This is a genomic window from Streptomyces odontomachi (genome assembly GCF_024435355.1).
In the GTDB taxonomy this organism is placed as follows: Bacteria; Actinomycetota; Actinomycetes; order Streptomycetales; family Streptomycetaceae; genus Streptomyces; species Streptomyces odontomachi.
On record NZ_JAMJWG010000003.1, the window covers coordinates 460,910 to 480,084 of the forward strand.

General features: G+C 68.1%; 12 protein-coding genes. 9 read left to right on the forward strand and 3 right to left on the reverse strand.

Translation table 11 applies throughout. From position 1 onward, the window contains the following. Nucleotides 1-3: 3 nt before the first annotated feature. Complete coding sequence (locus NQO67_RS09990; RefSeq protein ID WP_255949448.1) at nt 4-1,038, forward strand: alanine racemase; 1,035 nt, start codon at nt 4-6, stop codon at nt 1,036-1,038. Nucleotides 1,039-1,042: 4 nt separating this feature from the next. Here NQO67_RS09990 and NQO67_RS09995 read toward each other — a convergent pair whose 3' ends face one another. After that, entirely contained in the window at nt 1,043-2,611 is a 1,569-nt protein-coding gene (locus NQO67_RS09995) for a glycosyltransferase family 87 protein (protein WP_255949449.1), read from the reverse strand. Between the two features lie 242 nt (nt 2,612-2,853). Next, complete coding sequence (locus NQO67_RS10000; RefSeq protein WP_255949450.1) at nt 2,854-5,196, reverse strand: transglycosylase domain-containing protein; 2,343 nt, start codon at nt 5,194-5,196, stop codon at nt 2,854-2,856. 165 nt (nt 5,197-5,361) lie between these two features. On the opposite strand from NQO67_RS10000, the gene NQO67_RS10005 reads away from it, so the two are divergent. From NQO67_RS10005 to NQO67_RS10025, 5 genes are all read left to right on the forward strand, one after another. Further along, on the forward strand, nt 5,362-5,484 hold the full coding sequence (locus tag NQO67_RS10005; RefSeq protein ID WP_255949451.1) for a hypothetical protein: 123 nt from the start codon (nt 5,362-5,364) through the stop codon (nt 5,482-5,484). A gap of 604 nt (nt 5,485-6,088) precedes the next feature. After that, a complete protein-coding gene (locus NQO67_RS10010; RefSeq protein ID WP_255949452.1) occupies nt 6,089-6,784 on the forward strand; it encodes a PadR family transcriptional regulator in 696 nt (231 codons plus the stop codon). Nucleotides 6,785-6,848: 64 nt separating this feature from the next. Then, nucleotides 6,849-7,931, forward strand: coding sequence for an inositol-3-phosphate synthase (locus tag NQO67_RS10015; protein ID WP_255949453.1), 1,083 nt, complete (start codon nt 6,849-6,851; stop codon nt 7,929-7,931). A gap of 165 nt (nt 7,932-8,096) precedes the next feature. Then, nucleotides 8,097-9,383: an MFS transporter gene (locus NQO67_RS10020; protein WP_255949454.1), complete on the forward strand. Its 1,287-nt coding sequence runs from the start codon at nt 8,097-8,099 to the stop codon at nt 9,381-9,383. 111 nt (nt 9,384-9,494) lie between these two features. After that, nucleotides 9,495-10,022, forward strand: coding sequence for an LppU/SCO3897 family protein (locus NQO67_RS10025; RefSeq protein ID WP_255949455.1), 528 nt, complete (start codon nt 9,495-9,497; stop codon nt 10,020-10,022). A 209-nt stretch (nt 10,023-10,231) separates the two neighbouring features. Here the strand turns inward: NQO67_RS10025 and NQO67_RS10030 are convergent, their stop codons facing one another. Then, a complete protein-coding gene (locus NQO67_RS10030) occupies nt 10,232-11,701 on the reverse strand; it encodes a CCA tRNA nucleotidyltransferase (protein WP_255949456.1) in 1,470 nt (489 codons plus the stop codon). Nucleotides 11,702-11,951: 250 nt separating this feature from the next. On the opposite strand from NQO67_RS10030, the gene NQO67_RS10035 reads away from it, so the two are divergent. From NQO67_RS10035 to NQO67_RS10045, 3 genes are all read left to right on the forward strand, one after another. Beyond that, nucleotides 11,952-14,426 (forward strand): DUF6049 family protein, encoded by a 2,475-nt coding sequence (locus NQO67_RS10035; RefSeq protein WP_255949457.1) that lies wholly within the window; start codon nt 11,952-11,954, stop codon nt 14,424-14,426. Nucleotides 14,427-14,471: 45 nt separating this feature from the next. Then, the gene (murJ, locus tag NQO67_RS10040) at nt 14,472-16,853 is read left to right on the forward strand and encodes a murein biosynthesis integral membrane protein MurJ (RefSeq protein WP_255949458.1); all 2,382 of its coding nucleotides are present in this window, start codon (nt 14,472-14,474) and stop codon (nt 16,851-16,853) included. Between the two features lie 135 nt (nt 16,854-16,988). Next, nucleotides 16,989-19,031, forward strand: coding sequence for a serine/threonine protein kinase (locus tag NQO67_RS10045; RefSeq protein ID WP_255949459.1), 2,043 nt, complete (start codon nt 16,989-16,991; stop codon nt 19,029-19,031). Nucleotides 19,032-19,175 lie beyond the last annotated feature (144 nt).

Genomic DNA, 19,175 nt, shown 5'->3' on the forward strand with positions numbered 1-19,175 from the left:
GCCATGGCGCTCACCCTGTACGTCGACACCGCGCGCTGGCGGGCACATCAAAAGCAGGTGCTGGAGCAGTTCCCGGGGCTCGTCCCGGTCTGCAAGGGCAACGGCTACGGCTTCGGTCATGAACGTCTCGCGGAGGAGGCCACGCGATTCGGCTCGGACATACTGGCTGTCGGCACCACCTATGAAGCCGCACGGATCAAGGACTGGTTCAGCGGCGATCTGCTGGTTCTGACACCTTTCCGGCGCGGCGAGGAACCGGTGCCCCTGCCCGACCGGGTGATCCGCTCCGTCTCGTCGGTCGACGGGGTGCACGCCCTCGTCGGTGCCCGCGTCGTCATCGAGGTCATGTCCACGATGAAGCGGCATGGTGTGCACGAGCAGGACCTGCCGCTTCTGCACTCGGCCATAGAGGATGTACGGCTCGAAGGCTTCGCCATCCACCTGCCACTGGACCGCACGGACGGCTCGGACGCCGTCGAGGAGGTCATCGGCTGGATGGACCGGCTGCGCACGGCCCGGCTGCCGCTGCACACCATGTTCGTCAGCCATCTGAAGGCCATGGAGCTGGCCCGCCTCCAGCAACAGTTCCCACAGACCCGGTTCCGCGCCCGCATCGGTACGCGGCTGTGGCTCGGGGAGCATGCGGCCACCGAGTACCGCGGCGCGATCCTCGACGTCACACGCGTCGCCAAGGGCGACCGGTTCGGCTACCGACAGCAGCGGGCGGCTGCCGATGGCTATCTCGTGGTGGTTGCGGGAGGCACCTCGCACGGAGTGGGTCTGGAGGCCCCGAAGGCCCTGCACGGCGTGATGCCACGCGCGAAGGGCGTCGCCCGGGCAGGCCTGGCGACGGTGAACCGCAATCTCTCCCCGTTCCAGTGGGAGGGCAAGCAGCGCTGGTTCGCGGAGCCGCCGCACATGCAGGTGTCGATCCTCTTCATCCCTGCCGAAGGGGTACGCGAGCCGAAGGTGGGCGAGGAACTCGTGGCCCACTTGCGGCACACCACGACGCAGTTCGACCGGCTCGTGGACCGGTAGCGTTTCACCCCGCGTACGGCGCCCCTGGCGGAGGCCCTGACGGGCCCTCCACCACGGCGCCCGGCGCATGGACTCCCCACTCACCTTCCGGGGTCCCAAGCCCCCACTGCACGGTCGTGTCACCGCCCCCGGACGCCGCATGGCGTGCCGGCCGGGCGGCGCGTCCGCGGACGAACACATCCTTCGCCCCGTCCAGCACCCCGCCCGACGGATCGTCGCAGCCGGAACGCCGCACAGGGTCCCGCTCGGGCATCAGCGCATCCCGCACCACGACCGCGCACAGGTAGAGCGTTCCCAGCAGATGGACGGCGATCGCCATCTGGTACCCGTCGAGCGGCAACCCTCGGTGTTGGTCACCGCTGCTGGTGTACGCGAGGTACATCCAGATGCCGAGGAAGTACGTGACCTCGCAGGCCTGCCAAACCAGGAAGTCCCGCCAGCGGGGACGCGCCAGGGCGGCGAGCGGGATCAGCCACAGCACGTACTGCGGGGAGTAGACCTTGTTGGTCAGGATGAAGGCGGCCACCACCAGGAAGGCGAGCTGGGCGAACCGTGGTCTGCGGGGAGCGGTGAAGGCCAGGACTGCGATGCCTGCGCAGGCCACGCACATCAACACCATGGCCAGCGTGTTCACCGTGTCCGTGGTGGGCGGGCTGTCCATGTGCTGGGAGAGGACCAACCACAGCGACCCGAAGTCGACACCGCGTTCCTGGCTGAAGGTGTAGAACTTCGCCCAGCCCTTGGGGGCCAGAAGCATGATCGGCAGATTGACCGCCAGCCACGCCACGACCGCCCCTACGACGGCCTTCCCGTAGTGCCGCCAGGCGCCGGCGCGCCAGCACAGGACCAGGAGCGGACCGAGCAACAGCACAGGGTAGAGCTTGGCCGCGGTCGCCAGACCGAGTAGCACCCCGAAGGCCAGAGCGCGCCCGCGGGCCCACATCAGCATGGCGCCGGCGGTAAGGGCTACGGCCAGGAGGTCCCAGTTGATGGTCGCGGTGAGGGCGAAGGCCGGCGCCAGGGCGACCAGCAGGCCGTCCCAGGGGCGACGCTGGTGGGTGCGTGTGACGCAGACGGCGATGACCACCGCACAGATCAACAGCATCCCGGCGTTGACCATCCAGTACACCTGCTCCTGCTGCTGGAGGGTGTCATTGCCGGGCGTGAGCCACGCCGCAACCTCCATGAAGAGCCCCGTCAGCACGGGATACTCCAGGTACTCCATATCGCCGGGCAACCGGTCGAAGTACGGGACCAGCCCATCGGCGAAGCCCCGACCCTGGTAGAGATGCGGCACATCGGAGTAGCAGGCGTGGATGTACTGGGAGCTGGCGCCGAAGAACCAGTCGCCGTTGTAGCAGGGGAACTTCTCCACCATGCCCAGCGCAAACATCCCGATCATGACGAGAGCGATGATCCGCACCGGCGTCCACCACGTCCCGTTCTGACGCGCCCAACGTCCGAGGGGGCCACCAAGTAGCTCACTACCTGCCGCGGCGACCTCATCTTCGCTGGTGGGCCGCACGGGCTCCGGCTCCTGCGCGCTCACGGGCGTCATTTCTGCACTCGGCATGCCGCCCATCCTGCCGTACCTACCTGAGGAACCCTAAGACCCTCGATGTCGCGAGCAGCACGTCCGCAATCGGTGACGCAGCGTGCGAGTGCGGTCATGTTTCACGTGAAACATCCCGTTCCACCGATCAGGCCATGTTTCACGTGAAACATGAAAGATGCGGCGGCCGGGGGCATCGCGCACCCTGGCCGCCGCATCATCAGGCGCCTTCTCCGCCGACCCTCACGAGGACCGGCGGACGATCAGCCCGATGGGCCTCCAAAGAGGCCACCGTTGCCGTTACCACCGTTGCCATTGCCACCTTGATCGGTGCCACCGTCCGTTGTGCCGGTCGAGGTACCGCCTTGATCCGTGCCGCCATTCGTTGTGCCGGTAGAGGTGCCGCCTTGATCGGTACCACCGTTGGTGGTCCCACCGTTGCCATTACCTCCGTCACACGACCACCAGGCACCACAGGTCGAGCTATTGCTCGGAGAGGGAACCCCCGACGGAGTGGTGCTCGGGCTGGGCGAGGAGGACGCGGAATTGCTGGGGGACGGGGTCGCCGAGGGGCTCGGCGTGGCGCCGACGACCTTGCCGATGGGCTCCGCGGGCGGGAAGTCCTTCGGCGGGGTGTCCTTCAGGGCGTCCGCCATGTAGTCGTGCCAGATCTGGGCCGGGAACGAGGCACCGTGGATCTTCTTCTGGCCGCCCGTGCCGTACATCTCCAGGAACTTGCGCTCCTTGTTCTTCTCGTTGTCGTCGAGGCGGTACATGGAGATTGCCGTGGACAGCTGAGGGGTGTAGCCGACGAACCACGCGGACTTGTTGCCGTCGGTGGTACCGGTCTTGCCCGCCACCTGGCGGTTCGGCAGCTTGGCGCTGGTACCGGTGCCCTTGTCGACGACCGTCTTCAGCACATCGGTGACGTTGTGGGCCACCTCCGGGCTGAACTTCGATTCCACCGCGTCATCGTGCTTGTAGGCTTCCTCGCCCTTGTGCATGACCTTCTTCACCGAGTACGGCTCGCGCCTCTCACCATTGGCTGCGAAGGTGCCGTAGGCCCCGGCCATCCGGATGGCGCTGGGGGAAGAGGTGCCGATCGAGAAGGACGGATAGTCGGCGCTGGCCATGCTGCTGCCGTCGAGGAGACCGGCGTCGAGAGCGGACTGTTTGACCTTGTCCAGGCCGACATCCATGCCGAGCTGCACATAGGCAGAGTTCACCGACCACTGCATGGCCTCACGGAGGGTCATCATGTAGGTCGGCTTCTTGCCGTACGACTCGTGGCCATCGTTGGTCTGGAGCCACTCCTTGCCGTCCTTGTCGGTCCAGTCCGAGCCGTCATAGTTCTTGATCTTGAGTTTGTTCTTCCCGCTGTACATGCTCTTGGGGGAGACGACGGTCCGTTCGGACGGACCCTGCTCTTCTGACCCGTGCTTGTCCCGGATGCCGTCCCGCATGGCTGCCGCCAGCACAAACGGCTTGAACGTCGACCCCACCTGGGCACCGGTCTCGTTGGCATTGTTGGTGAAGTGCTTGGTGGCGTCTTCACCGCCGTAGATGGCCTCGATCGCCCCTGAATTCGGATCCACCGAGGCCCCGCCGAACTGGACGTGCGTATCGGTCTTCGGCCGCTCGTCGGGCTTGATGTTCTGCTTGCGTACCTTCGTGACGGCTTTCTCCAGCTGGTTGACCTTCTTCTTGTCGAAGGTCGTGTGGATCTCGTAGCCGCCCGCCTGTAGGTCCTGCTCGCTGATGTCGGTGTGCTGGGTGACATAACCCTGGGCAAGGCTGACGAGGTAGCCGATCTGCCCACCGAGCTGACTGTTGGACCGGGGGTTCTCCGTGTGGGGGAACCCCTTGGTGGTCCACTTGTCGTGGTCGGTACGGCTCATGTGACCGTATTTGACCTCTTGGTCAAGGATCCACTTCCACCGGTCAGTGGCCCGCTTCCGGTTGTCCACCGCGGTCGCAGCCGGGTCGATGTCCGTGGCACCGGCCGGGTCGTAATACGTGGAGCCCTTGAGGACCGCGGCCAGGAAGGCGCACTGGCTCGGGTTCAGCTTCTCGGCGTCCTCGTTGAAGTAGGCGCGGGCGGCCGCCTGGATGCCGTAGGCACCGCGTCCGTAGTACGCGGTGTTCAGGTAGCCCGCAAGGATCTCCTGCTTGTCCACCGTGGCGCCCACTTTGATGGAGATGAAGAGTTCCTTGAACTTACGCGTGATCGTCTGCGACTGGTCACCGAGCCGGGCGTTCTTCACGTACTGCTGGGTGATCGTCGAGCCACCCTGCGTCTCGCCGCCCCTGGCCATGTTCACCAGGGCCCGGCCGATACCCACCGGGTCGACGCCCTTGTCCGTCCAGAACGTCTTGTTCTCGGCGGAGATCACCGCCCAGCGCATCGACGCGGGTATGTCCGCGTAGTCGATGATCTGGCGGTTACGCTCACCGCCGGTGGCGACCATCGGGGTGTCGTCGGCCCAGTAGTAGACGTTGTTCTGGGCCGTGGCCGAGTCGGCCACGTTCGGCACGTCGACCATGGCGTAGCCGATGCCGGCGACCGCCATGAGGCTGCCGACGAAGCCGAGGAACAGGCCGGACATCAGTCGCCAGGACGGCACCCAGCGGGCCCAGCCGTACTTTCCTGCGCGCGGATAGTCAATGAACCGCTTCTTGGGCGCAGGACCGCGACCCCTGCCCCGACCTGGCCCATTCGGGCCGCCGGGACCACCGGGACCCCGGCCGCGACGGCCACCACCGTGGCCGCCATGGCCACCGTGACCTGCGCCATCGGCGGCCCGGCGCCGGCCGCCGCGCTGCGCCGCACGGCGCGCTTCGGCTCGGCCCCCGTAGGGGGCCTGGCTGCTCTGGCTGCTCTCGCCGCCGGATGATCGGGATCCGTACGACTCGTACGAATCGGAGGGGGACGCATTGGCGTCACCACGGGGGGCCGCACGACGGCCCGTCGGCGCGCCGGACGAGCCACGGCGGGCGGCTCGCCCGCCCCCTCCTGGCTGCGGCTGTTTGCGACGGTGCTCGCTCATCGAAGGACTACTCCTCGGGCAGGCGCTGGTCCGCCTTGGCACGACGACAGATTTCCGGTCCCCCCGACACACGGACGCGGCCTATCCGGCCGTCACCCGCACTACACCAAGGACATCGACGACTGGGGGACGTCACTCCGTTCCCGGTGGTGTGCATGGCGCACAGACTACGCATCGCCAAAGCCCGCGTAAGACAGTAGGCCCCTTCAAAACCGACAACTATTTCCGGCCCTTCACGGATGTGACTGTGTTCACCGGGCTCCCTCTTGTCCCACCCGTGCCGCCGTTCTATCGTCGAGATGTATCGAGTCGATACATCGGGGTGACACATCGCCGCGACATATCGATGTGACCTACCGCGTGAGTCCTCTATAGACGTGCAGACGGACGTCGGGACGACACGGGACGACAGCAGACAGCCGGCACAGCCGGTGCGGAGGAGGAGGCGACCGTGAGCCGACGCTCCGGCATCCTTGAGTTCGCCATCCTCGGACTGCTGCGCGAGTCCCCGATGCACGGCTATGAGCTGCGCAAACGACTCAATACCTCACTGGGGGTGTTCCGTGCCTTCAGCTACGGATCGCTCTACCCCTGTCTAAAGACGCTCGTCAGCCAGGGCTGGCTGGCCGAGGAATCGGCCGGTCCGCCACAGGACGCTCTCGCCGCTCCCCTTGCGGGCCGCCGCGCCAAGATCGTCTACCGGCTGACGGCCGAGGGCAAGGAGCACTTCGAGGAGCTGCTGTCCCAGACCGGTCCCGATGCCTATGACGACGAGCACTTCGCCGCCCGCTTCGCGTTCTTCGGACAGACGTCCAGGGATGTACGCATGCGCGTGCTGGAGGGCCGCCGCAGCCGGCTGGAAGAACGGCTGGAAAAGATGCGCATCTCCTTGGCCCGCACCCGGGAGCGCCTCGACAGCTACACCCTCGAGCTACAGCGACACGGCATGGAGTCCGTGGAGCGCGAGGTTCGCTGGCTGAACGAGCTCATCGAGAGCGAGCGAGCGGGCCGGGACCAGCGGCAATCCGATGCTGCCGGTGCCCCCTCGGGGGACACCGCCCGGCACGACACATCTGGGCCGTCGGACGGCCTGCCCCGGCACCGGGACGATTCCCGGCCGGATCCGTTCGACGACACCACCCCATGAGGACCTGCCTGCCCGCAGGCAGGTCCTCATCCGCATGTTCAAGAACACACAGGGAGCAACCGCAATGGGTTCGGTACGCGTAGCCATCGTCGGCGTGGGCAACTGCGCCGCCTCGCTGGTGCAGGGCGTCGAGTACTACAAGGACGCCGACCCGGGCAGCAAGGTGCCGGGCCTCATGCACGTCCAGTTCGGCGAGTACCACGTCCGGGACGTCGAGTTCGTCGCTGCCTTCGACGTGGACGCGAAGAAGGTCGGCCTGGACCTCGCGGACGCCATCGGGGCCAGCGAGAACAACACCATCAAGATCTGCGACGTGCCCCGCACCGGTGTGTCCGTGCAGCGCGGCCACACGCTCGACGGGCTCGGCAAGTACTACCGCGAGACCATCGAGGAATCCTCTGAGGAACCGGCCGACATCGTCCAGATCCTCAAGGACAAGCAGGTCGACGTCCTCGTCTGCTATCTCCCGGTGGGCTCTGAGGACGCCGCGAAGTACTACGCGCAGTGCGCCATCGACGCCAAGGTCGCGTTCGTCAACGCCCTGCCGGTCTTCATCGCCGGCACCAAGGAGTGGGCGGACAAGTTCGAGGCGGCCGGTGTCCCGATCGTCGGTGACGACATCAAGTCGCAGGTCGGCGCCACCATCACGCACCGCGTCATGGCCAAGCTCTTCGAGGACCGGGGCGTCATCCTGGACCGCACGATGCAGCTGAACGTCGGCGGCAACATGGACTTCAAGAACATGCTGGAGCGCGACCGGCTGGAGTCCAAGAAGATCTCCAAGACCCAGTCCGTCACCTCGCAGATCCGCGACCGCGAGCTCGGCGCGGACAACGTCCACATCGGTCCGTCCGACTACGTGGCCTGGCTCGACGACCGCAAGTGGGCCTACGTCCGTCTCGAGGGCCGTGCCTTCGGTGACGTCCCGCTGAACCTGGAGTACAAGCTGGAGGTCTGGGACTCCCCGAACTCCGCGGGTGTCATCATCGACGCCCTGCGTGCCGCGAAGATCGCCAAGGATCGCGGTATCGGCGGCCCCATCCTCTCCGCGTCCTCGTACTTCATGAAGTCCCCGCCGGTGCAGTACTTCGACGACGAGGCCCGGGAGAACGTGGAGAAGTTCATCAGGGGCGACGTCGAACGCTGACGCCGTCTTCGGTACACCCTGCGGGCCCCGGACGCTTGGCGTCGGGGCCCGCTGGCCTGTTGTCCACAGCCCGGAGGCCGGTCGGGGGCGGGTGCGGCCCTGCCGTGCAGCCGGGCAGATGGCCTCATCTGAACGCCGGGACCCGGGTGTGTGAAGGTGTGCCCCATGGCTGTCGTCGGCGACCTACGTGTGCTGCTGCGCTTCAAGGGTTTCCGCCGGCTCCTCGGCGTACGGCTGCTCTCGCAGGGCGCCGATGGCGTCTACCAGGTCGCGCTCGCCGCCCATGTGGTCTTCGCTCCGGAGAGCGAGACATCGGCCGGCGCCATCGCCTGGGCCATGGCGGTGCTGTTGCTGCCGTACTCGCTCATCGGCCCGTTCACCGGGGTGCTGTTGGACCGCTGGCAGCGCCGCCAGGTCTTCTGGCACGGCAACCTGCTGCGCGCCCTGCTCGCCGTCGGCACCGCCGCCCTGATGCTCGGTGCGGCACCGAGCCCGTACTTCTACGCCTCCGCCCTCTGTGTGACGGCCGTCAACCGCTTCGTCCTCGCGGGCCTGTCCGCGGCACTTCCGCATGTCGTCGATGCCGAGCGCCTGGTCGTGGCCAACTCGGTGTCCCCCACGGCAGGGACGCTGGCCGCATCCGCGGGTGGTGGTCTCGCCTTCGCCATCCGGCTGGTGGCCCCTGGCTCGGACTCCGACACGGGTGTCGTCGTGGCCGCCGCCGGGCTCTACCTGGCCGCTGCGCTGGCCTCGCTTCTGCTGGGACGGACCTCGCTGGGGCCCGATGCCGCGGCCGTACGGCCCGGACTGGGTTCGGCACTCACGGGAACGGCGCGCGGGCTCGCAGCCGGGGTGCGCTATCTGGCCGAGCCACCGCGCCGGACGGCAGCGCGGGCGCTGGCCGCGATGACCCTGATGCGGTTCTGCTACGGCGCGCTGACGGTCACGGTGCTCATGCTCTGCCGATACGCGTGGCCATCCGGGTCGTTGATGTCCTCCGACCCGAACCGGGGCCTGGCGTCGCTGGGGTTGGCCGTGGGCGCCTCGGCGGTGGGGTTCTTCGTGGCCGCCGCCCTGACCCCGGCCGCAGTGGGGCGATGGGGGTCCATGGGGTGGATCACCGCCTGTGCGGGCTCCGCCGCGGTACTGGTCCCGGGACTCGGGTTCACCTTCGCCCGCTCACCGATGCTGGTCTGCGCGTTCATCCTCGGTCTTGTCACCCAGGGCGCGAAGATCGCGACGGACACGGTGGTGCAGTCGAGCGTCGAGGATGGCTTCCGCGGCCGGGTCTTCGCCCTCTACGACGTGCTGTTCAACGTCGCCTTCGTGGGGGCCGCAGGAATGGCCGCCTTGCTACTTCCTCCTGACGGCCGATCACTCACCCTGATGGTCACAGTGGCCGTTATTTACTCGGCAATTACTGCCGCTATAGCCCGATTTGATAGGCAGTGAGTGTCACATCAATGCCACAGAGTGTTCCCCGAGTTCGGCAATTTTACTCCCGTACCGATAACTTACGTGGGTCTTATCCGCGCCATTGCGCCAACGACGAGGGGGACCCCCGTGACTACGCCGCCCCAAGGCCAGAACCCGTTCGCCCAGGGCCAGCCTGCCTACGGTCAGCAGCCCCCGCCGCAGGGCGGCTACGGCTACCCGCCCCAGCAGGGGCAGCCGGGACCGCAGGGACAGCCCGGGATGCAGCAGCCGCCCTACTTCAACCAGGGTGGCCCCGCCACGATGCCTCCGCCGCAGCGCCCGCGTAAGAGCTTCAAGAGCATCCTCCGGGTCGCCGGAGCCATTGTCGGCCTCATCGTGATAGTCGGCGGCTGGTACGCCAGCCGGGACGACGCGGACACCGCGAGTGTGGGCGACTGCATGCACAGGGGCAGCCAGGACGACAACGACCCCGACCTGGAGGTCGTTGACTGCAGTTCCGCGAAGGCCCAGTACACGGTCCTCGCGAAGATCAAGGGCAACTACGGGGAGCAGACCGCCAACACCAAGTGCAAGGCCGAAGCCCAGGACTACCAGTACGTCTACACCGAGACGGGCGATGGCGAGGACTTCCTGCTCTGCCTGAAGGACAAGTAGGAGACGACCTCTCCATCGGGGCCTTCTAGGCGATCAGCACCTGAGGGCGGCTGCGATGTTTCACGTGAAACATCGCAGCCGCCCTCTACGCATGAGGGGCATGTTTCACGTGAAACATGCCCTCTCCACTCTCCCTCTTCTTCACGGCCCAGCTCGGCGCACTCTCGCCGAGCTGAGCCGTGCACCCTTGCCGGGCCACACCCTCCGGCTCAGCGCGACTGCGCCTCCCACCAATCCTTGAGGGCCTTGACCGCCTCGTCATGTTCCACGGGGCCGTTCTCCAGACGCAGCTCCAGCAGGAACTTGTAGGCCTGCCCGACGACCGGACCCGGTTTGACGCCAAGGACCTCCATGATCTGGTTGCCGTCCAGATCAGGACGGATGGCGTCCAGCTCCTCTTGTTCCTGAAGCTGTGCGATGCGTTCCTCCAGGCCGTCGTAGGCGCGGGAGAGCGCGTTGGCCCGACGCTTGTTGCGTGTGGTGCAGTCGGAACGCGTCAGCTTGTGGAGCCGGGACAGCAGAGGCCCCGCATCGCGGACGTATCGACGCACGGCGGAGTCCGTCCACTCACCGGTGCCGTAGCCGTGGAAGCGCAGATGGAGCTCCACAAGACGAGCGACGTCCTTCACCAGCTCATTGGGGTACTTGAGCGCGGTCATCCGCTTTTTGGCCATCTTGGCGCCCACCACTTCGTGGTGGTGGAAGGAGACCCGGCCATCCTTCTCGAAGCGGCGAGTCCTGGGCTTGCCGATGTCATGCAGGAGCGCGGCGAGCCGTAGCGTGAGGTCGGGCCCGTCCTCCTCCAGGGCCATGGCCTGCTCCAGAACGATCAGCGTGTGCTCGTAGACATCCTTGTGTCGGTGGTGCTCGTCACGTTCCAGGCGCAGCGCCGGAAGCTCGGGCAGGACATGATCGGCAAGGCCGGTGTCCACGAGCAGGGTGAGGCCCTTACGCGGATACGGCGAGAGAAGCAGCTTGTTCAGTTCCTCCCTGACCCGTTCCGCGGAGACGATCTCGATACGCCCGGCCATCGCCTTCATGGCGGCGACGACCTCCGGGGCCACATCGAAGTCCAGCTGCGCAGCGAAACGTGCCGCCCGCACCATCCGCAGCGGGTCGTCGGAGAACGATGCCTCGGGGGTGCCGGGAGTCCGCAGTACATGCTCGGCGAGATCACCGAGGCCACCGTGCGGGTCGATGAACTCCTTCTCGGGCAGGGCCACCGCCATGGCATTCACGGTGAAGTCACGGCGCACGAGGTCTTCCTCGATCGAGTCGCCGTAAGAGACCTCCGGCTTGCGCGAGGTCCTGTCGTACGACTCCGAGCGGTAGGTGGTGACCTCGACCTGGAACGTCTGATCGGTACCGTCGACGTGGCCCCTCTTCTGACAACCGACCGTGCCGAACGCGATCCCCACCTCCCAGACCGCGTCCGCCCATGGCCGGACGATCTTCAGCACGTCCTGGGGACGGGCGTCGGTCGTGAAGTCCAGATCGTTGCCCAGCCGGCCCAGGAGAGCATCACGGACCGAGCCACCGACCAGAGCGAGGGAATGCCCGGCGTTCTGGAAGCGGCGGGCGAGGTCGTCGGCGACAGGGGACACCCGTAGCAGTTCGCTGACCGCGCGGTGCTGCACCTGGCTCAGGGCACTGGGGTTGTCTTCTTTGGCATTCGGCACAACAGAAAAGGGTACGGGGCGCAGCTCCGGCCGCGCGCCCCATAAAGCGGTGCGGCGAGGCCCTGCGAGGCCCACCACACCGGCGCGCCCGGTACCCTGCCCGGACCGGTCCGGGCAACCGCGTGGGACAGCGCGGGGCACTCGGTCACAGCGCGCCTCGTTACCATGCGGGGAGCAACATCCCATGAGCGCCTACCGGCGCCAGCGGGCGGCAACGACCACTGAACGACGACGAGGAACGGGCGAACGCGTGGCCGAGGCGGCAGACATCCACGGGACAGGTGCCTCAGCCGCCCGCCGGTGGCTGAGGCGCACCGGCATACTGATCGCCGGAGCACCGCTCCTTACCGGTCTCCTGCTTCCGGCGTCCTCCCCTGCCCTCGCGCAGGACACCAGCGGCCATACCGCCGCCCAGGCCCAGGCCGCCCAGAAAACCGCTCCTACCGGGTCGCGCACGGTCGACGTGGCCGTGAACTCGCTCACGCCCAGCGTGCCGACCCACGGGGACACCCTGACCCTGACCGGCACGCTCACCAACAAGAGCAGGCACACGGTGACCGACGCGTCCCTGGCACTGCGGGTGGGGCCCGCTTTGGAGGGGCGGTCGGCGATCGACGGCTTGTCCAAGCGCCCGGGCTTCGGATCAGGCCCCGAGGGCACTCAGGTCGACGGCCCGTACGCGAAGAAGTTCGCCAAGCTTGCGCCGGGCGTCTCGCAGCCGTTCACCCTGTCCATCCCCGTCAAGAAGCTCGACCTCGGCTCCACCGGCGTCTACCAGCTGGGTGTCGAGCTCACCGGGCAGACCGCGGCGCAGCCCTGGGAGCAGACACTCGGCATCGAGCGGACCGTGCTGCCGTGGCAGCCCGACGCCGCGTCCACCAAGACGAAGACCACCTATCTGTGGCCGCTCATCTCCGCCACGCACGTCACCGCGGAGACGGGTTCCGACGAGCAGCAGACGCCTGTCTTCCACGACGACTCGCTGGCGAAGGAGATCGCCCCGGGCGGTCGGCTACAGCAGATGCTGGCCCTGGGCAGCGATCTCGACGTGACCTGGGTCATCGACCCGGACCTGCTGGCCTCGCTCGACGCCATGACGAAGAACTACAAGGTGCAGCGCCCCGACGGCACCACGGTGGCCGGCACGAACCAGGCCCTGGCCAAGCAGTGGCTGAACAACCTGGAGAAGGCGGTATCCGGCAAGAAGGTCGTGGCCCTCCCCTTCGCCGATCCCGACCTGGCTTCACTCGCCCACACCGGCAAGAACGTCTCCGGCTCGCTGGGCCACCTTCAGGGCGCCACCACGGTGGCCGCCACCACGGTGGAGACGGTGCTCCACGTGAAACCGGACACGGACTTCGCCTGGCCGGTCGACGGCGCCGTCGACCCGTCCATCGTCGACGTCGCGACCTCCGCGGGCGCTCACAAGGTGATCGCACGCAGCGACAGCTTCCGGGAGTCCGGCCGTCTCGCATACACGCCCACCGCGGCACGGCCCATCGGCGGTGGGACCACTGCGGTAGTCGCCGACGCCGGGCTCTCGAAGGCCTTCCAAGGCGACATGACCCGCGCCGAGTCCGCCACGCTGGCCGTGCAGAACTTCCTCGGCCAGAGCCTGATGATCAAGCAACAGGCGCCGGGCACCCCGCGCAGCATCGTCGTCGCTCCGCAGCGCATGCCCACCGCAAGCCAGGCCCAGACGATGGCGAAGGCGCTGCACGCCTTGCAGGACGGCGGCTGGTCCCAGCCGCAGGACCTCTCGGCGGCGGCCGACGCCAAGCCCGACCCGGGCGCCAGCACGCACGTCCCGTCGACCCGGTCGTACCCGGCCGCGCTGCGCCGGCAGGAGATGCCCAAGCGGGCCTTCAACGCCATCCAGCACACCGAGCGCAAGCTGGACGCCTTCAAGGTGATCCTGACGGATGCCTCCCGGGTGGTCACCCCCTTCGGCCGAGCCCTTGATCGGGAGTTGTCGACGTCGTGGCGCGGCCACGGCACGGACGCCAAGACCTTCCGGGGTGGGGTGGCCTCGTATCTGGGCGGGCTCACCAAGGGCGTGGGCCTGATCGAGAAGTCCGACACCAAGCTCTCGGGGCGTAGCGCGACCATCCCGGTGACCGTGCAGAACAACCTGGTGCAGGGCGTCGACCATCTGACGCTCCGGCTCACCTCGACCAAGCCGACCCGTCTCAAGATCGGTGACAAGCCCTACTCCGAGCAGCAGGTGGAGGTCAGCGGCGGGCACAGCCAGTCCCTGAAGTTCACCACCACGGCGAATGCCAATGGACCGGTGCCGGTGCGGGCCCAGCTGTTCACAGAGGACGGGCAGCCGTACGGGGACCCGGTCACGTTCGACGTGGACGTGACTGAAGTCACTCCCACGGTGATGTTGGTCATCGCGGGCGGGGTGCTCCTGCTCGTGCTCGCCGGGTTCCGGATGTACACCACGCGCAAGCGTGCGGCGGCCCGGGCGGCCGCAGCAGACGCCCAGGCGGATGCTTCCACCGCTGCCCAGGACGCACCCGACGCCACCGCCACCGGTGCGACCGAGCGGGCCACCACCGACTCCGACGCCGTCGCCGCGGACCACCAGGACACCGTCCACGGGGAGCGGCCGGACCGGCAGCCCGGGGCGACGGGCTCCGGTCACCCGAGTGACCCGGCCGTGGACACCGTTGCGGAAAGCATCGACCCGCCCGGCGCGGGTGAGAGAGTGGACCGTTGAGCGATGTCGTGGCCGGCCGGCCCGGGACGATGAGGTGGGGTATCCATGAACGCGCCGTACGAGGGTGACCGCGGCCAGGGCACGGGCGGGCCGTCCGCCGGTGACCCGTACGCCGGCCCGCCCGAGCCCGGCCACTCCGGTGCGCCCGATCCTCACCTGATGCCACCGCAGCAGGCCGCCGAGATGTACCCGCCGGACGGCTACGGCCAGGACCCGTACCCCGGGCAGGATGCCTACGGCCAGCACCCGACCGTGCAGGAGCCGGTGGCCGGGGCGCTGCACGACCACCACACGCGCCCCGTCCCGCCCCCGTACCAGGGCCCGCCACCGTCCTATCGGGGCGATGAGGGGCAGGCCCCGTACCGGGGCCAGGGCCCGCAGTCGGCCTACCCCGGCTACTCCGGCCAGGAGCCACGACCGCCGTATCCCGGGCCGCCCCCGTCCGGTCAGATCGCCGACCCGCGCCAGTGGGCCGAAGCCCGGCCTCCGGCACCACAGGCACCACAGGCACCACAGGGCCCCGGGCGCCCCTCAGTACCCTCCGCAGAGCCCGTCCAGGCGCCGTACGGTGCCGTGGACGATCCTTTCGGCCCCACAGACCAGGCCGGCCAGGCAGGCGACGAGAGCCACCACCAGGACGCCTTCGCGTATCTGTTCCGGGACCAGCAGCACGACTCCGGGCGACCCGTCGAGCCCTTCGCCGTCCCGACGCCGGCGACCGAAGCGGCCGGCCAGGGTGAAGCACCCGGCCCGGCCGCCGCGGCCGCCCCCGCACCGGTTTCCCCGCCGAAGCCACGCGGCAAGGCGTCGAGCCTGCTGAAGTCCAGCGCGGTGATGGCGGCGGGCACCCTGGTCTCCCGTATCACCGGCTTCGTCCGCACCATTGTGATCACCGCCGCACTCGGCCCCGGCATGCTCGGCGACAGCTTCACCGTCGCCTACACGCTGCCGACGATGGTGTACATCCTCACCGTCGGCGGCGGCCTGAACTCCGTCTTCGTGCCACAGCTGGTGCGCTCCATGAAGGAGGACGAGGACGGCGGCGAGGCCTACGCCAACCGGCTGCTGACGCTGGTGATGGTCGCCCTCGGTCTGATCACCGTGGTCGTCGTGGTGGCCGCGCCCTGGCTGATCCGTCTACAGTCGCCGACCATCGCGGACGACGCGGTGGCCAACAGCGTCACCGTCACCTTCGCCCGCTACTGCCTGCCCACCATCTTCTTCATGGGCATCCATGTGGTGATGGGGCAGATCCTCAACGCCCGCGGCAAGTTCGGCGCGATGATGTGGACTCCGGTCCTCAACAACATCGTGATGATCTTCGCCTTCGGGTCGTTCCTCTGGGTCTACGGCACCTCGGCGCACACCAACATGGACGTACAGACGATCCCGCCGGAGGGCGTGCGGCTGCTCGGCATCGGCACCCTGCTCGGACTCGTCGTCCAGGCGCTGGCCATGATCCCGTACCTGCGCGAGGCCGGCTTCCGCTTCCGTCCGCGCTTCGACTGGCGCGGCCACGGCCTCGGCAAGACGATGGCGCTGGCCAAGTGGACGATGCTCTTCGTGCTCGCCAACCAGGCCGGCCTGATCGTGGTCACCGAGCTGTCCACCGCGGCAGGACATGCCTCCGGCGCGAAGGGTGCTGGTTTCCTCGCGTACACCAACGCCCAGCTGATCTGGGCGATGCCGCAGGCCATCATCACCGTCTCGGTGATGGCCGCGCTGCTCCCGCGGCTGTCCCGGGCCGCCGCCGACGGCGACCCGGGCGCGGTACGCGACGACATCTCCCAGGGGCTGCGCAACTCCGCCGTCGTGATCGTCCCGTTGGCTTTCGCCTTCGTCGCCCTCGGCGTGCCGATGTGCACCCTGCTGTACGGCTCCAGCCAAACGGAGGCCGCCAAGTCCATCGGGTACATCCTGATGGCGTTCGGCGTGGGACTGATCCCGTACTCGGTGCAGTACGTCGTCCTCCGCGGTTTCTACGCGTACGAGGACACCCGCACGCCCTTCTACAACACGGTCATCGTGGCCGTCTGCAACGCCGCAGGGTCGTGGATCTGCTACATGGTGCTGCCCGCCCGGTGGGCGGTGACCGGCATGGCGGGGGTGTACGGCCTGGCTTACGCGGTCGGCGTGGGCGTGGCCTGGCGGCGACTGAGCCGGCGCCTGGGCGGAGACCTGGACGGCACACACGTGCTGCGCAGCTACGCCCGGCTGTCCCTGGCGTCCGTCCCCGCGGCCCTGATCGGTGGAGTGCTCAGCTATCTGACCACCCGGACGCTGGGATACGGCGTGCTGGGGTCGATCGCAGCTCTGATCGTGGGTGGCATCGCACTGTTGGCGATCTTCGTACTGGTCGCCCGCAGGCTGCGCATCCAGGAGCTGAACTCGGTGCTCGGCATGGTCCGCGGCAGACTCGGCCGCTGAGTCCGGAAATGCCGGTATGGCCGGGGTCGGTACAACCATCGGCACCCACCGCGTGTCGTGCACAGCGGTGGACTGTGGGCACAATTGGGTTTGGCGTCGAACGGGATCGCAATGGATGGGGAGGCAGGAACCACGGTGGCGGAACGGAGCACGGCTGCCGTAGACGTGGCAGCGGGCGGCGGTGACGAAACGCCATCTGCCGAGGCGGAGAAGGACACGACCGACGGGGTGGCCCAGTCCCGGAAGCGGGACACCGTGGACACCGCAGCGGACGGCACGGACCGGCCCACCGGATCCGACGGCACCCCAGCCGCCGATCCGACCGACGACACAGCTGACAGCACCAGCGAGACAACGGAGCCCCCACAAACGTCGGACAAGCCAGATCCAGATCCAGTCTCCCGAGACACCGACACCGTGGCGATCGGCAGCACCGCTGCCGAGCCCCTCGAAAGCGCCGAGAAGAAGGTCGACGAGACGACCGACAAGCCGGCGCACGAGGCATCCGACGAGCCGACCGGCAAGCCGGTGGACGAAGCTGCCGTCGAGACGGCTGTCGGGACGATCGACGCCGAGCCGCACGCCTCCGAGGCAGCGGCTTCCAGCGAGCCCGTGCTGAAGACGCCTCCGGCACCCGAGCTGCACAGCGGGTACAAGCTCGCCCGGCGCTACCGTCTCGAGGAGTGCGTCACCCGACTGGACGGATTCAGCAGCTGGCGTGCCGTGGACGAGAAACTCCGCCGGGCCGTCGGTGTCCACCTGCTCCTCGCGGAGCACCCTCGGGCGCGTTCGGTGCTGGCCGCCGCGCGGTCTTCCGCTCTGCTGGGCGACCCCCGCTTCGTCCAGGTCCTCGACGCCGTGGAGGAGAACGACCTCGTCTACGTCGTCCACGAGTGGCTGCCGGACGCCACCGAGCTGACGGCGCTGCTCGCCTCCGGTCCGCTCGAGGTGCACGATGCCTACCAGATGGTGACCCAGGTGACGCAGGCCATGACGGCCGCCCACCGCGAGGGCCTGGCACATCTGCGGCTCACCCCGAGTGCCGTACTGCGCACCTCGACCGGCCAATGGCGGGTGCGTGGCCTCGCGGTCAACGCCGCCCTCCGAGGCATCACCTCCACCACACCACAGCGCACGGACACCGAGGCGATCGGCGCCCTGCTGTACGCCGCCCTCACCCGGCGCTGGCCCTACGAGAACGACGCCTACGGCCTGTCCGGGCTACCCAAGGGCGTCGGACTCATCGCCCCCGACCAGGTACGGGCGGGAGTGCACCGCGGGCTGTCACAGCTCGCCATGCGCGCCCTGGTCAACGACGGCGCGACGGCTTCCCGGCAGGAGCCGCCCTGCACCACTCCGGAGGAGCTCCTGGAGGCGGTCTCCGCGATGCCGCGGATCCCACCGCCGGAGCCCGCTTTCACCCCGCCGCCCGAGTACCGCAGCACCACGTACCAGCAAGGCGTCTACGGCCGGACGCCCACGGCTGGTGTCCCCGGTTCGCCGGTGGTGGTCACACCGCCGCCGCCGCTCCAGAGCAGGACCGGCAGGGTCCTCAAGTGGGGGGTGTCGGCACTGTTGATCGTGGCGCTCGGCCTCGGCAGCTGGCAGCTCGCGGAAGCGCTGATGGAACGGGGCAACGACTCCGGGCATCCGCACGGCACCAGTGAGGGCGTCGGCGGTTCGGGCAAGAAGACCACCGCCGGAAAGCCCCTCAAGATCGACAGGGCCAAGGAGTTCGAGCCCAGCGGGAGCGGCATCAGCGAGGACAAGGTCGGGAAGGCCATCGACAGCAACCCGGACACGGCCTGGGTGACACCCAGCTACTACAACTACGCGAACTTCGGCAGGCTATCCGCCCGCAAGGACGGTAGCGGCATCGTCGTCGACCTGGGCCGCGTCCAGGAGGTCACCGGCTTCGATCTCGCCCTGTACCGGAGTGGCCAGAAACTGGAGGTCCTGGCCGCCGATTCCGGTGCCTCGAACCCCAGCGTGTTGAGTGACTTCCCCCAGCGTCTCACCAGGTTGGACACCGTGGGGTCAGCGCTCAAGAAGAGCCTGAGCAAGCCAGTGCGCACCAGGTACGTACTGATCCACATCACCTCCCTCCCTCCGGAGTCACAGAACCAATATCGTGGAGGAATTTCCGAGATAAAGGTCTTGGGCAGGCCTTCCGAATAGCCAGACCGGGCCGGTGCACGGTTTCTTTCGGATCCGTCCCACCCGTAGAATTCTGGCCGCTCCCGCTGGTCCCCAGGGTGGGGACGCACGCCGTCAGGGCGCCTGAGATGCGGGCTCGGCCCGTCCGCAAAGCCAGAACTGGCT